General features: G+C 43.5%; 11 protein-coding genes. 9 read left to right on the top strand and 2 right to left on the bottom strand.

What is annotated here, in order from left to right:
- The gene (gene carE / locus GH808_RS11760; RefSeq protein ID WP_186842986.1) at positions 1-1,182 is read left to right on the top strand and encodes a caffeyl-CoA reductase-Etf complex subunit CarE; all 1,182 of its coding nucleotides are present in this window, start codon (positions 1-3) and stop codon (positions 1,180-1,182) included.
- A gap of 172 nt (positions 1,183-1,354) precedes the next feature.
- Here carE and GH808_RS11755 read toward each other — a convergent pair whose 3' ends face one another.
- Complete coding sequence (locus GH808_RS11755; protein ID WP_186842985.1) at positions 1,355-2,701, bottom strand: GDSL-type esterase/lipase family protein; 1,347 nt, start codon at positions 2,699-2,701, stop codon at positions 1,355-1,357.
- A gap of 530 nt (positions 2,702-3,231) precedes the next feature.
- Between GH808_RS11755 and GH808_RS11750 the strand changes: the two genes are divergently transcribed.
- Both GH808_RS11750 and GH808_RS11745 read left to right on the top strand, forming a co-directional pair.
- Complete coding sequence (locus tag GH808_RS11750) at positions 3,232-4,890, top strand: GspE/PulE family protein (protein ID WP_186842984.1); 1,659 nt, start codon at positions 3,232-3,234, stop codon at positions 4,888-4,890.
- A gap of 9 nt (positions 4,891-4,899) precedes the next feature.
- A complete protein-coding gene (locus tag GH808_RS11745) occupies positions 4,900-6,126 on the top strand; it encodes a type II secretion system F family protein (RefSeq protein WP_186842983.1) in 1,227 nt (408 codons plus the stop codon).
- 213 nt (positions 6,127-6,339) lie between these two features.
- Here GH808_RS11745 and GH808_RS11740 read toward each other — a convergent pair whose 3' ends face one another.
- On the bottom strand, positions 6,340-6,627 hold the full coding sequence (locus GH808_RS11740; RefSeq protein ID WP_186842982.1) for a hypothetical protein: 288 nt from the start codon (positions 6,625-6,627) through the stop codon (positions 6,340-6,342).
- 462 nt (positions 6,628-7,089) lie between these two features.
- Here GH808_RS11740 and GH808_RS11735 point away from each other — a divergent pair, with 462 nt between their 5' ends.
- From GH808_RS11735 to GH808_RS11710, 6 genes are all read left to right on the top strand, one after another.
- Positions 7,090-8,277, top strand: a complete 1,188-nt coding sequence (locus GH808_RS11735) for an FprA family A-type flavoprotein (RefSeq protein WP_186842981.1) — start codon at positions 7,090-7,092, stop codon at positions 8,275-8,277.
- A 6-nt stretch (positions 8,278-8,283) separates the two neighbouring features.
- A complete protein-coding gene (mnmA, locus tag GH808_RS11730; protein ID WP_311135787.1) occupies positions 8,284-9,393 on the top strand; it encodes a tRNA 2-thiouridine(34) synthase MnmA in 1,110 nt (369 codons plus the stop codon).
- A gap of 190 nt (positions 9,394-9,583) precedes the next feature.
- Positions 9,584-11,629 carry a hypothetical protein gene (locus GH808_RS11725; protein WP_186842979.1) on the top strand — a complete coding sequence of 682 codons (2,046 nt, stop codon included), beginning with the start codon at positions 9,584-9,586 and terminating at the stop codon, positions 11,627-11,629.
- Positions 11,630-11,657: 28 nt separating this feature from the next.
- Positions 11,658-12,341 (top strand): response regulator transcription factor, encoded by a 684-nt coding sequence (locus GH808_RS11720; protein WP_186842978.1) that lies wholly within the window; start codon positions 11,658-11,660, stop codon positions 12,339-12,341.
- A complete protein-coding gene (locus GH808_RS11715; RefSeq protein WP_186842977.1) occupies positions 12,328-13,641 on the top strand; it encodes a sensor histidine kinase in 1,314 nt (437 codons plus the stop codon). Before GH808_RS11720 ends, GH808_RS11715 begins: the two co-directional genes overlap by 14 nt.
- A complete protein-coding gene (locus GH808_RS11710; RefSeq protein WP_186842976.1) occupies positions 13,638-14,777 on the top strand; it encodes an iron-containing alcohol dehydrogenase in 1,140 nt (379 codons plus the stop codon). Before GH808_RS11715 ends, GH808_RS11710 begins: the two co-directional genes overlap by 4 nt.
- The last annotated feature ends 11 nt before the right edge of the window (positions 14,778-14,788 follow it).

The raw sequence follows: 14,788 nt of genomic DNA, 5'->3' as shown, positions 1-14,788 counted from the left end.
ATGGCAATTAAAGTAATAGAAGAAAAATGTGTCGGATGTGCAAAATGTCAGAAAAGCTGTCCTTTTGATGCAATCACGATCGAAGATAAAATTGCGGTTATTGGCGACGCATGTACCAACTGCGGAACCTGTGTTGAAGTTTGCCCCACCGATGCCATCATCCAGGAAGGCACCGAAAAAGTGGTTAAAGACCTGAGCATGTACAAAGGCGTCTGGGTTTTTGCTGAACAGCGCGAAGGAAAAATCATGCCGGTTGTTTTCGAACTGCTGGGCGAAGGTAAAAAACTGGCCGCCGAAATCGGCACTGAACTGTGTGCGATTCTGTGCGGCAGCAACGTCGCCGGACTGGCCGACGAACTGTTTGCCTACGGCGCCGAAAAGGTCTATCTGGCCGATGCCCCGGAACTGGAAAAATACACCACCGACGGCTATTCTAAAGTGATCAATGAAGCCATCGGAAAATACAAACCGGAAATTGTTCTATACGGCGCCACCCATATCGGGCGCGACCTGGCCCCCTGTCTGGCCGTTAAAGTCAACACCGGCTTGACCGCCGACTGTACCAAACTGGAAATCGACCCGGATGATAAAAAAATCAGACAGACCCGACCCGCTTTTGGCGGCAATCTGATGGCTACCATTGTCTGCCCTGGCAGCCGGCCACAGATGTCAACTGTCCGACCCGGCGTGATGGACAAAGCTGTCTATGATCCAACCCCAAAAGGCGAAATCATTAAACTCGACGCCGTCTTTGCTGAAGGCGACATCCGCACCAAGGTGCTGGAGATTGTCAAAACAACCACCGAAAACATCTCCATTTCCGACGCTGATTTCATTGTCGCCGGCGGCATGGGTCTGGGTAAGCCCGAAGGCTTCGAGCTGCTCAAACAGCTGGCTGATAAACTCGGCGGCACCGTGGCCACATCACGCGCCTGTGTTGATGCCGGATGGGCCGATCATGCCATCCAGGTCGGTCAGACCGGAACCACGGTTAAACCAACGATCTATTTTGCCTGCGGCATTTCCGGTGCCATCCAGCATATTGCCGGCATGCAGGATTCGGACATCATCATTGCCATCAACAAAAATGAAAATGCCCCGATTTTTGAAGTGGCCGATTATGGGATTGTCGGAGATCTTTACAAAGTGATTCCGGCCATCATCGAAGAATTAAATAAGTAACAGCTGAAAAAGAAAAGTAACAGCGCCGGGGCGAGCAGTACCCGCTCCGGCCTGAAAAAAGCAAAAAGTTTAAAGCGACGTTAGAACAGTCGCTTTAAACTTTTTTTATTTACATGAAAGAAAAAATACGGATCAGATTCATGCTAACTCTAACGAAATAAATCGACGAACATTAATAAATCTGAGCATTAAGATGGCTTTGGAAAATAACGGCGTGTCCCGTGGTCGTTGGATGCGGGTCCAGCTGACCGGTATAAAGGCTGAAATTGACCAATGGCTCCGCGCCCTGGTAATTCTTGAAGGCGGTGTAGACATCAGCTACCTTATAGCCGCTGCCCGGCGTCGCAATGACAGCATTGATGCCCTGGATTATCGGATCAAATGACTGATAAAGGGGATCTTGAGAATTGATCGGATCATATAATGTTGAAACATAGATCTCTGCCTGTGGTGCCAATGTCCGGATGGTACCAACTATTTGGGGCCAGTCGGCCGCAAACTGCTGGGCGCCGGCGGTCAGATTGGCTTGAATTTCGGGCATTGCGGCCGCAAGGGTCGCCTGGCTGTTGGGATCCGCTAAAGCTGCGGCCAGTTCAGTGGTGAAATTTGCGGAGGTCGGATCGAGATTGAAGGCTTTTGCAACGGTGGCAATTAAAGGTGAAAGCAGGTTATTGCCGCCAATACTGACTGTGATCACTTTAGCCTTGCTGACAGCCGCGATGGTGGCCGGATCGGTTTGCAGTTGGGATAAAAGCGCGCTGCTGGTTTCGCCCGGAATGCCCAGATTATCAAGCTGCATATTCTCATTGCCGCTGATGGAGCTTAAGTTATTATAAAAAAGGTTAACATAGCCCGATCCCGGTGTGGCACTCATGCCGTAAGCAATTGAATCGCCCAGTGCGGCATAATCATTGATCTGAGATTTGACGATTTTTATTTCAATGGCTTCCAAACGCAGACTGTCGCCGGTGGTTCCCAGTCGGGCGCCGTTTTTAACCCAGGTCCATTGGCCGTTGGCACTAGGCATGTCACCCTTGTCCTGCACATGGCCACGGTAATAGACGTCATAGCCAGAAAGACCGACCAGATTGATTTCGATGGCTTCGATTCGCAGGCTTCTGTCTGTGGTTCCCGTAAAGGCGCCATCACTGACGGGGGTCATCCAACCCTGATCCTGAACGTGAACGCGATAGGTGATGCTTGCGCCTTCAGGAACAGCGCCGGTCAATTTAATTGCAATCCCTTCCAGACGCAGGCTTTCATCCCGTGTTCCCAGTTCTTCAGGACCGGTAAGATAGTTCAGGTTGGGTCCAACCGAGCTGGGCGTGTTTCCATAGTTTTCGATATGGCCGCGATAGGCAACGCCGATTTCGCCCTGTATAGTTGTATCAATTGAATTATTTGTTGCAGATTCTGTTTGTTCAGTGGCAGCAAAAATTCCGGTTGAAAAAAACATTGAAAGAATCATAATGATCGACAACAGACTGGCTGAGATTTTGCCAACGGTAAATTTTTTCATGACTTGTCTTCCTTTCGTTACATATTGCTTTTTCGCTTTTTTCCAAAACTGACGAATATTTTTTGCGTTTTTGATTACATACCTCCTCTTTGTTTATTTACGATGCTCAGCGTGATGATCTTTCAGCGGTGTTTTAGATTTTCCGGACAATCGAGAATCAGTCCATGCATTTAATTTTATACCCATGCGTATATTTTGAAAACACTTTATTGAAAAAACAAGCGCTGAGAAATCGCTCAATACGGAAGCTCATAAAATGACGATCTAAAACGGTTCAACAGAGCTTGAGGAATAGGTGGAATTTCAAGAGTGCTTATTAAAGTGTCAGGGATGTAATGATGAAAGAAATTAAACAAAGACATTGGAAAACTATTGTAAATATGAATGAGATGGTATACAATGATGACACTTAAACGTATTCATGACGGTTGAATTAGCTTGAAACTGAAATCAATGCAGTTGAAAAGTGATCGATAGGATAAAAAATAAAGAATGGTCATTCGGCAACTTATTTACATTCAGGAGGCGAAATGAAAGAAAACAAGATTGTTTTGGAAATGCTTTTGAAAAATAAGGAAATAACGCGCCAGGATATTGTTGACAGGATAAAAGCAGCACAACAATCAGGGAATTCAGTGCTGGAGTTATTATTGAAAGATCGGGTCATTTCGGACGAAACATTGCTTTTGACCTTTCATAATGAGTGGGGGTTTGATGTCTATGATCCTCAGAAAGACCGAATGGATTCAAACAGTCTGGCTTTCTTTACCAAAGAACAGGCTCAGGAGTATCTTGTTTTTCCGCTGAAACAGCCGGATGAAGCGCATTTGATTATCCTGATGGCTGATCCGACCGATGAAGAAGCCATCCGGGGATTGCAGCAGATAACAAAAAAGCGCCTGAAAATATTAGTTGCCGAAAAAGAATGTATTCAGCGTCTGATCCGAAGATACTATCATAAAATCAGCAATGAGGAAAACACTGCGGCGGGATGGCATCAAGACGACGGGGAAAGCGAGGAGCCGTCGATCATTAGCCTGGCGAACGAAATAATCGAAGAAGGTGTTTCCCTGGGTGCCAGCGACATCCACATTGAAGCGTTTGCTAAAAAGATTCAAATTCGGCTCCGCATTGATGGGCTGCTGCAGCCGATGAAATTACTGGAAGAAAAAACCTGGCAGGGGTTGATCTCAAGACTTAAAATACTTGGCGGCTGCGATATCGCGGAACATCGTTTTCCCCAGGACGGCGCTTTTACGACGACAGTTGAGGGGCGACAGATTGATGTACGACTGTCGACGATACCGACGATCCACGGCGAAAAAATTGTTCTGCGTTTGCTGGATCAGCGTAAATTCCTGATGAAGATAGAAGAACTGGGATTCTCAACGGATCAGAAAAATTTGCTTAAGGAAATCATGCGCTCTCCCCATGGATTGATCCTGGCATCAGGGCCGACCGGAAGCGGAAAAACAACGACGCTGTATAGTCTGCTTAACGAGATTAACTCAAGAACCCATAATATCATTACGATTGAAGATCCGGTTGAATTTCAGATGGAAGATGTCAATCAGATTCAGGTGAATGAAAAGACCGGGCTCAATTTTGCCATGGGACTTCGTTCAATTCTCAGACAAGATCCGAATGTGATCATGGTTGGCGAAATTCGGGATGAGGAAACCGCTTCGATGGCAACGCGGGCAGCGATTACCGGGCATCTTGTTTTATCGACCATTCATACCAACAATGCGATTGCTTCAATTACGCGATTGATGGACATGCAGGTCCCGCTGTATTTATTGTCTTCAGCACTTCGGGGGATTATTTCTCAAAAACTGGTAAAAAGGCTCTGCCCAAATTGCAGAAAGGAAGGGTGGGCCACTCAGGAAGAAAAAAATTTACTGGGACTGCCCGATGAAGCGGTCAAGCTTTATTATCCTCAAGGCTGTCCGTTCTGTCATGATACCGGTTATCGCGGACGACTGGCAGTTCAGGAAGTTGTGAAAATAACGCGCAGCATTCGCGAGTCGATTGATCAGGGAAAAGACTATGATACCATCCGTTCAATTGCGATGGACGAAGGTCTTGTCCCAATCGAAGAATCTTTGAAACAGTATATCTTGAACGGCAGTACTTCTTTAGATGAAGGCCTGGAGATTCTGGCTTTTGAGAATGACTGGCATCATTAGAGGCGGGCAATGGACAAGGATTTTAATTACAAAGCGAAAAACTATCGGGGTGAGGATATTTCAGGAACTGTTACGGCAAAAACATTGAGAGATGCTGCTGTTTTGCTTCATGGACAGAATCTGATTGTACTGGAAATAACGGAAAAAAGGCGAGCGGATGAATTATTAAACAAAGAATTTGATCTTCGCTTAAAACCGGTAGCTGCCGATGAATTCAGTCAGTTTTGCCGACAGTTCCACATCATGATGAATGCCGGAGTATCCATTTTGCGATGTCTGGAAATTATTGGCGATGAAACAAGAAACAAAGGATTTGCCAGGGATATCAAAGGAATTTGCATCCGGATACAGTCCGGAGAGAGTCTTTCCCAGGCGATGGCCGCCTATCCGAAATCATTTCCGGAGCTCTTTGTTTTTATGGTGGCGGCCGGTGAAATGAGTGGAAATCTGACCGAGATTCTTCTTGGCATGGCCGAGCATTATGAGACGCAGGAGCAGAACCGCCGTCAGCTTCAGCAGGTCCTCTTTTATCCAATGATACTTGTTTTCACGGCAATTCTGGTGCTGCTTTTTTTGCTCACCTATGTGCTGCCAACCTTTGTTGGAATGTTTGAAGCCATGGAGGCGCCGCTTCCGAAACCAACGTATATACTGCTTGGCATCAGTCAAATGTTGACGACGTATTGGCCAATGATTATTCTGGTTGCCGGCGGCAGTGTGCTGCTGGCTTTCATGATCGCAGAAGTGCCAAAAGTTGCCTTGAGCAGGGATTATCTAAAGACTAAAATGCCGCTGACGGGAAGTATTAACCAAAAAAGAAGTCTCTCAATGATGGCGAAAACACTTGCCATGCTATTGAACAGCGGGATTGATCTCCTGACTGCTTTGAGTCAATTGGCAGGCATTACTGAAAACCGCTATCTGAAGAAAGAAGTGGTCATTCTGGTGAAAAAAATATCAGAGGGGACGAGTCTGGCCCAGGGTATGGAAGAAAGCGCGGCTTTTCCAAGTTTGTTTTGTCAACTGGTGAGGATTGGTGAAACATCCGGTTCTTTGCCGGTGGTGCTGGAATCGGTTAACAGAATTTACAAAGATGAGATGCAGAATCGTATCCAGTTACTGAGTACAGCACTGGAACCCTTGATACTGATTGTCTTAGGAGGGATGGTGCTCTTTATTTTAGCATCGGTGATGTTGCCGGTTTTTGATATCTATTCGGCCTATTCCGCTATGTAAACAAATAATTCTTTGGATCAGGGTTTTCCCAATATGGTTAAAGTGGGGATTCCTTGAAAAAGAAAAGGACTGCCACAAAGCAGTAAAACCAATTCAAGGTTTTACGAGTTTGCGGCAGTCCCTGATTTATGTCAGGCAACGAATTTGGCAAGCATCTATAAAGTGCGGGTGACGGCCAACAACTGGTGTAGTGATTCATTGATGATTTTAAGACTAAACGTCACTGCGTCCGGTTAAAATAGCGTGACATTCATTGTAATAGAATTTTTTCGCGTCGCCAACAGATAATTCATCAAAAAGATGATAGAGGGTGATCGCTAAAGTCTGGGTGGTCTTGGTATCGAGTTTGGCAGACTGACAGGTTTTAATAAAATAACCCATGCAGGCTTCCTTGCTCCAATCATCGCCACCGAGAAACAAACGACGTAGCTCCTCTTTTATTTCCTTCTCACTCCATTGTGAATCAGCTGCAGAAAAATCGGTGTCATTTTGTTCACTCATTTTACCAGCTCCTTTCAGTATCGGATTAAAGATTGTTGTTTCCATTATAACATAGCTTTTTTAAAATCGTAAACATTATAAAAAGTAAAATTTCATGGGGGTTTTTTGGCTGTATAAGGCACTGAATGAAAAATAAATTAAAAAAAATCATAAAAAGATAAAAAAGTGCTGGATTTTTTAAATGTAATCGTATATAATAACACCATGGTGTGAAAACGTTTTAATTTCCTTTCTTAATTTTCTTGAAAAAGAGGTGCATTGAGTGCCTCTTTTTTATTTTTTGATAAAAAGCGATTTCCGGTGGCACGCTTCCACCCCGGGCAATAATCTGGAGCAGTCAGGGTTTTACCATCAAAAATAATGCGATCCAACATCTGAAGGAGATGTTTTTTCCTCTTGAAAAAATTTATAATAAAGGTTATATTTAAGCGTAGTAGATCACAAGGAAAGTGGAGGAATAATATGAATGCAGTAAACATAAAAGATGAGATTTTCTGGGTTGGCGTCAATGATTATCAGACAATACTTTTTGAGGGAATGTGGCCAATTGATCAGGAAGGCGTTTCCTATAATGCCTACGTGATTAATGATGAAAAAGTAGCGATAATTGATACAGTAAAATCGATTAAAGCAGATGAATACATTGAAAAGATCAAATCAATTATCGGCGATAAAATGGTTGATTACCTGATTGTGAATCATATGGAGCCGGACCATTCCAGCGGCATTACCGAGCTGCTGGCGGAATATCCGGATATGCAGATTGTTGGAAATAAAAAGACCTTTCCCATCATGAACAATTTCTACAAAATCTGTGAAAATCTTCATGAGGTCTGTGACGGGGATACGCTTTGCCTTGGCAAGCATACGCTTCAGTTTTTCATGACGCCAATGGTTCATTGGCCGGAATCCATGGTGACTTATGACATAACCGATAAGGTTCTGTTTTCAATGGATGTGTTCGGTAGTTTTAAAGCACCGGTTGGAAGCATTTTTGATGGGGACAATGATCTGGCGGCTTTTGAAGAACCGACACGACGCTATTATGCATGCATCGTCGGAAAGGTTGCGGGCCAGGCGTTAAAAGCTTTAAATAAACTGGGCGGAATTGAGATCGAAACCATTTGCCCTTCCCATGGGCTGATCTGGCGCGATAACCCCAAGCATATATTGGATATGTATGTAAAAATGAGTGCAAAAGAAACGGATCCGGGCGTGGTCATCGCTTATGGTTCCATGTACGGTTGCACTCAAAAAGCAGCGGAAGCTTTGGCGATTGCCCTGAAAAGTGAAGGTGTCGGCGAAGTGAAATTATATGATGTTGCCAAAACCGATATTTCTTTTATCATTTCTGATATCTGGAAATACAAAGGGTTGTTCCTGGGGGCTCCTTCTTATTACGGCCAGATTTTCCCCAAGATGGCAAATCTGCTTTATAAATTAAGTGAAATTAGAGTGGATAATCATAAAGTAGGCTTTTTTGGTAATTACAGCTGGAGCGGCGGTGCAGATAAGAATTTCAATGCGTTTATTGAATGCACAAAAGCTGATACCATCGATGAAATACTGATGATTCAGGGGACGCCTGATGAAGCGGATGTAATCAAACTTAAAGCATTGGCAAAGAAAATGGCGGAAGCAATCAATTAAGAGGGAATTGGTAGACAATCAGAGGAGGAAAACCAAAAAATGAAAATCGTTGTAGGCATGTCAGGTGGGGTCGATTCATCGGTTGCAGCATTGTTGTTAAAAGAACGCGGATATGAAGTCATCGGGGTCTTCATGAAAAACTGGGAAGAAAAGGATGATTCAGGTTTGTGTACAGCTACAGAAGATTACGATGATGTGAGACGAGTATGCGACGCAATTGATATTCCCTATTATACGGTGAACTTTGCGAAGGAATATTACGACTCTGTTTTTACATATTTTCTTGACGAGTATAAAAAGGGGAGAACCCCAAATCCGGATGTGTTGTGCAACCGGGAAATAAAATTCAAACGATTCCTGAATTATGCGCTTAAGGTGGTAGGCGGCGATTACCTGGCAACGGGTCATTATGCTCAAATTGATTTTGTCAATGAGCAGTACCGTTTGAAACGGGCGTTCGATCATCATAAAGATCAAACCTATTTTTTATGTCAATTGGGGCAAAAAGAATTGGCTGATGTGATGTTTCCAATCGGGCACCTGTCCAAGGATGAGGTGCGGCGCATTGCCGTTGAAAATAATTTGGCAACTGCCAGAAAAAAAGACTCCACGGGAATCTGTTTTATCGGGGAACGGCCGTTCACTCAATTTCTCAGCCAGTATCTGCCGGCAAAACCCGGAAATATCGTGGATCTTGCCGGTAATGTTAAGGGCATCCATCAGGGCCTGATGTATTATACCCTCGGTCAAAGAAAAGGTCTGGGAATTGGCGGAGAAGGAAACGGAGAACCCTGGTTTGTGGTCAGTAAAGATCTGAATAAAAATGAGCTGGTGGTGGTGCAGGGCGATTCCCATCCGGCGCTTTATTCCAAGTCACTGGAGGCCACAGAAATGAATTGGATTGGTGGCCGTGCTCCGGCAAAAGAGTTTAAATGCACAGCTAAATTCAGATACCGCCAACCGGATCAGGGTGTTACCGTTCGGGTCGGTCCGGATCGTCTCTATGTTGAGTTTGATGAGCCTCAAAAGGCGGTCACGCCGGGACAGGTTGTTGTTCTCTATCAGGGTAATATTTGTCTTGGTGGAGGGATTATCGATTACATTGAAATGATTTGAAAATTTTATAACCAAACACAAAAGAGTAACCTTAAATAGGTTGCTCTTTTGTGTTTTTTTTGAGAAAAAAACAGAGTTTTATGGTAAACTATAGAATGGTCTATTAAGACGATGGATACCATGAGAAAGTTAAGCAAGTTATTGCTGAAATAGAATTTTTAAGCCAGATGACAGGGAAGGATTGGAAAAAATGAAAACGCCATGTAATAAATGTGGAAAAGCCATTGGCTTTTTTGAGCGGAGTTATAAAATTGAGAGTGAGAAATTAAATATAAAATATGATGTTCTCTGTGGAGACTGCCACGGAATTGTGAAAAAAGGTATTGACAAGATTGATGACATGTATCAGTGGATGACAAACAACCTGATGAAAAATAAGGATGTTCAGAAAAATGGAATGGTTTCAGTTGAGGTGGATCTTTTGATCCTGTTAGCGGTTGAAGCCCTTTTTTCAGTTGAACCGAACTACTATAAACTGGATTCACCATTAAATCAGACGATTATTCGCGCTAAAGAAGGAAGAGGCATTGACCGACAAAGGGATATCGTGCGCATCGTGCACAAGCTGCTGCTCTATGGTTTTGAACCCAATCTGAAGGATCAGGGATTGGATACGACCCGGAATTTTATTGCCTACATGATTCAAAATGAACAATTTCTTGAGGAAGTGGAAGTCAATTGTGGAACGGATAATGAACTGGTTAAAGCCAATGTGTTTTTGAGCAGAAGAGGTTTGCTGATTGATACCATTGAGAATCCGAAACTCATTTATATTTCCATTCCCAGTGACACGCTGGTGGATTATCAGGTCGAGACGTCAGAAATCATCAATGAAATGACATTGAAGAACGTTTCTTACCCCTGGGATGAGAAAAAAAACGTGGTATTGACCCTGATGTCGGAAAGTATATTATTTTCAGTTGGCAATGCCATCGATCGATTTAATCAGAAGACGACAAAACTATTGGATAAGCTGAAAAAAGATAGCCTGGAATACTTCAACGATCGGGTTGTCGAGGATCTGGAAAAAATCAAACCGGGCGAATTCATCGAGGCCATTCATCTGGACTGCCTGCTTTTGTGCATTGTGAAAAACTTGAAGGGTCAGAAAATGTTTTCTATGGAGGCGTTATTTGACCCCAAGGGAACGACCATTGAACTGCTCTGGGCTTATTATCGTCAGAATCTGAGAAACATGGGAATTGATAACAACGAGAAGGTTGTCACCTACCTTTTGAAGAACTGCCTGTATGCGGAAGGCTTCAACATCAAACATGGCAATAAACCCAGCGATAAAGGCTGGGGATTTTTCACCACAAAAGGTTACATCATCTATTTCAGACGGAGTCGACAGGTGTTTTTTATTTATACAGAAACCTTTCCCAACGCTATCTACCATCCCTGTAATGTAGTGAATTACGAAAACAAAAAATATCTGCAGCTGATTATGAATAATGGCAGAATTACGGGAGAAGAACTAAGGGATCTTGATGAACTGATTTTCTACAGCGATGAGCCTGAGACCATTTCGCAAATGGAACATTTTTTTGAGCGTCATAATCTGTATTATCAAATGGAAACATTTCTTAAAAAACAAAAAGAAGTACAGCGAAAAAGAGAAAAACACTTAGAAGTCAGACGGATTATCGATCACATTTTTGCTGATTTCGGGTATTTGCCTTACTGTATTTATGACGAATGGTATTCAGTGCAGGATGTGTTAAGAGAAAATGACCTACTCTTAAACAAATTGATTGATACGGATGGAAATCTGAGAAAAAATTATGCTCTCGGCCAGGTCACCTATGCGCCTAAAATCATTGAGGCGTTCAACCGCGGCGCGGAAGAATGTCAGAAATCTTTAAATATCCTGGAAGATTCGGTTGCAAGAGCAATTTTATGGGTTAATTTCAAAGAGGCCGTAACTGAAGCCCTGTCTCTGGAGTGGGTTCGTATCGCCGGCGAAATTCTTGAAGAGGGAGACAATGCCCTTTCGGCTTTCTTCAAATACGTCAATTTAAAGAATATTGAACCGGATAAAGTATATTATATGGGATTGTTTATCTATCATTTGATGGATCGGGGCATATTGCGGTCAGACAACTTCCTTGAAAACTATGAAGGAGCTGTTCGGATTTTCCTTGAATGCCGACGGGTAATTGAAGAACCGAAGTTTGAAGGAAAGATGATTCCCATGGATGATCTGCTCGAGGAAGCGTTCCCGGAAAAAAAATAGAAGCATGAAAATGAGGAGTTGACAATCGATGCGTGTTCTTTTAGTTGAGGATGAAAAACCCCTGGCCGCTGCTTTGGGAAAAATCTTTGAAAAAAACAAAATATTAGTGGATGTGGTAAATGATGGCATTGAAGGGAAACTGCTGAGTGAAAATGATGTCTATGATGTGATTATTCTGGACATTATGCTTCCGGGAATAAACGGCCTGGAAATCCTTCGCTCCATTCGGGAAGCCGGAAAAAACGTGCCAATTTTGCTGTTGACGGCAAAAGATGATACAAAAGACAAAGTGAATGGTCTCAATATGGGCGCGGATGATTATCTGGTGAAGCCATTCGTGACAGAAGAACTGATCGCTCGAGTCAGAGCATTGGGAAGACGGCCATGGGAGATTTACCAGGATAATGTGATTCATTATGCAAATATTTCTTTAAACATCAATACCGGCGAGCTTTTTGTGGATGATGTCCTGAATCGACTGACTGCCAAAGAAGGCCAGCTGCTGGAAATGTTTATTAGAAATCCCGGAATGACCATTTCAAAAGAACAGATTCTGGACCGGATTTGGGGCATTGAAAGCACCGCGATGGAAAACAGCGTGGAAATTTATGTTCACTATCTGAGAAAAAAGCTGGACAAATCGCAAGCCTATATTAAAACCATTCGGGGCTTGGGTTATGTTCTAAAGGAGAAGGAGAATGTTGAGCCTTAACAAGCTGCGAATCAATCTCACCCTCATGAATACAGGAGTCCTCATCGGACTCCTATTATTTATTTCAATCTTTCTTTATGTAGTGCTCAGTATGGATGTGGAAACAAATGTGAGCAACAATCTCAAAATATACTGCTCACAGCTGGCCAATGAAATTGAGTATCTCGAAAGAGAAGAAAATGGGCAAGTAGCTACAGAAGAGGAAAAACAGGGATATCTTGAATACACCCGCAGCCTGATTGAAAACAATATTTCCTATGTTGTATACAACCAGGAATTTAAAGCATTGGATCAATCATCATATCAGCCGCTGCAAGAAACACAGCTGATTGAAATAGCCAAACACTATTTCAGCGAAAACCATGAAAAATATCTGGTCAGTAGTTATAAACAAGGCAATAAGGATTATAAAATCTGTACCTATATGGTGATCAACAATAATGGGGATTTAAAAATTGTCCAGGCGATGAAGAACATGACGCCGGAACGGTCGCTTTTGGGAAATGCGCTTCAAATGATTGTGATAACCGTTTTAGTCGGGGCGACTCTTTCTTTTATCGGCGGGTATTTTTTGTCGGGGCGTTCGCTGATCCCCATCAAAAAAAGCGTTGAGCGACAGCAGGAATTTCTGGCTGATGCGTCCCATGAATTAAGAACACCGATTGCGGTGATTCAAACGAATCTGGAGGTTGTCAAAACCAGCCAGGAAGAGACGGTCAACAGTCAAATGACATGGATAAACAACGCTTATGATGAGGTCCAGCGGATGCACCAGATTGTTGAGGATCTGATGTTTCTGGCAAGAGCTGACTCCGGGGCGATGCTTGTTCAACGGGAAGCCATCGATTTAACTTATTTAATCAGGGTTATCACGGAAAAGATGGCGCCTTTAGCTGCCAAAAAAGCCATTTCAATCAGCAATGATCTGGAAGAAGATTTGACCATCAATGGAGATGAAAAGCAGATGACCCAATTGCTGATTATTCTACTGGATAACGCCATAAAATACAGCGCTGAGAAAACAGTGATTCAACTGACTGGGAAGAAAACCCATCATGGCATATCGGTTGAAGTGATTGATCAGGGAATCGGCATCCCCAAGGATGAAATTGATCGGGTCACACAGCGGTTCTATCGGGTGGATAAGGCACGTTCCCGAACAGAGGGCGGTACCGGACTGGGATTATCAATCGCCAGCTGGATCGTCGATGAACATCAGGCCGGCATGATTATTGAAAGTGAAGAGAATGAAGGAACGAAAATCATATTGAATTTTAGTGAAGGAGGAGATAATAAATGAGCGAATTAAAATTTTATGGCGATCAGGTAATCACCGGTCCGGGAACGCTGGAGGCCATTGAAAACCTTGCGGGACAGCGGTTCTTGATCATTACCGGAAAGTCGGCTATGTTTAAAAATGGTGTCATCAAACGGGTCGAGACCCTGTTGAAGAAAAAGAACAAAACTTATGAAGTTTTAAGCGGCATCGGAGCAAATCCCAGCGTGTCCGATGTTGAAGCCGGTATCCCGCAAATGAGAAAATTTGAGCCGGATGTGGTTTTGGCCATCGGCGGCGGCTCGGTCATCGATGCCGCCAAGGTCATGACGTTGCTGTGCGAGTATGACGATCTGACTATTGAAGCGATCAGAAATGGAAATGCGCCCTCTAAAAGAGAGAAAATCAGGCTTGTCGCCATTCCTTCGACATCTGGAACGGCTTCGGAAGTCACCAGGGCGGCGGTGATCACCTTTCCTGAAGAAAATATAAAAATCGGGCTGAAAACCAAAGCGTTTATTCCGGATATTGCGATTCTGGATGGAGAACTGACGCTGTCGATGCCACAGAATGTCATGGTTGAATCCGGAATGGATGCATTGACCCATGCCGTGGAAGCTTATATCAACAAAAATGCCGATGATTTTACCAAGACAATCGCCAGGGGAGCGGCTGAAGGCTTGCTTAAGTATCTGCGGGACTCTTTTGAAAAAGGTGATATTGAAAGCCGACAGCATGTTCATAATTTTCAGTCACTGGCCGGTTTTTCTTTCCAGAATGCAGGCCTGGGGATGGATCATGGCATCGCCCATGCTTTCGGGGGGCGATTCGGCACGAGTCATGGTTTGCTTAATGCCATCGCACTGCCCACTGTTCTGGAATACAATCGTCGGGATCACGCAGTGGCCGAAGATCTGGCAGAGCTTTCGAGAATCACTGGAAAAGAGATTATCGGAGAAATAAAAGATCTGAATAAAACTTTCGGAGTGCCGGTTTCTTTCAAACTGGCAGGAATCGAAGAAAAAGAATTTCTGGAAAATTATGACAGCCTTCTGGAAAATTCATTAAAAGGATCGACTCAGAGGAATCCGGTTAAAATGGATCAAAATGAAATGGATAAGGTTCTGAGAAGTATTTATTATGGAGAAACCTTGTTTTAAAAATGACAAGT

Origin of the sequence: Acetobacterium fimetarium, from assembly GCF_014284475.1 — a bacterium.
Classification (GTDB): Bacteria; Bacillota; Clostridia; order Eubacteriales; family Eubacteriaceae; genus Acetobacterium; species Acetobacterium fimetarium.
Note: the sequence above shows the minus strand (reverse complement) of the source record. Positions and strands in the feature narration are given on the sequence as shown.

Bases quoted from the DNA above. Each gene is read 5' to 3' on its own strand.
- GH808_RS11755 (WP_186842985.1), bottom strand. From the start codon at position 2,701: ATGAAAAAATTTACCGTTGGCAAAATCTCAGCCAGTCTGTTGTCGATC.
- carE (WP_186842986.1), top strand. From the start codon at position 1: ATGGCAATTAAAGTAATAGAAGAAAAATGTGTCGGATGTGCAAAATGT.
- GH808_RS11735 (WP_186842981.1), top strand. From the start codon at position 7,090: ATGAATGCAGTAAACATAAAAGATGAGATTTTCTGGGTTGGCGTCAAT.
- GH808_RS11710 (WP_186842976.1), top strand. From the start codon at position 13,638: ATGAGCGAATTAAAATTTTATGGCGATCAGGTAATCACCGGTCCGGGA.
- GH808_RS11725 (WP_186842979.1), top strand. From the start codon at position 9,584: ATGAAAACGCCATGTAATAAATGTGGAAAAGCCATTGGCTTTTTTGAG.
- GH808_RS11715 (WP_186842977.1), top strand. From the start codon at position 12,328: ATGTTGAGCCTTAACAAGCTGCGAATCAATCTCACCCTCATGAATACA.
- GH808_RS11720 (WP_186842978.1), top strand. From the start codon at position 11,658: ATGCGTGTTCTTTTAGTTGAGGATGAAAAACCCCTGGCCGCTGCTTTG.
- GH808_RS11740 (WP_186842982.1), bottom strand. From the start codon at position 6,627: ATGAGTGAACAAAATGACACCGATTTTTCTGCAGCTGATTCACAATGG.
- GH808_RS11750 (WP_186842984.1), top strand. From the start codon at position 3,232: ATGAAAGAAAACAAGATTGTTTTGGAAATGCTTTTGAAAAATAAGGAA.
- GH808_RS11745 (WP_186842983.1), top strand. From the start codon at position 4,900: ATGGACAAGGATTTTAATTACAAAGCGAAAAACTATCGGGGTGAGGAT.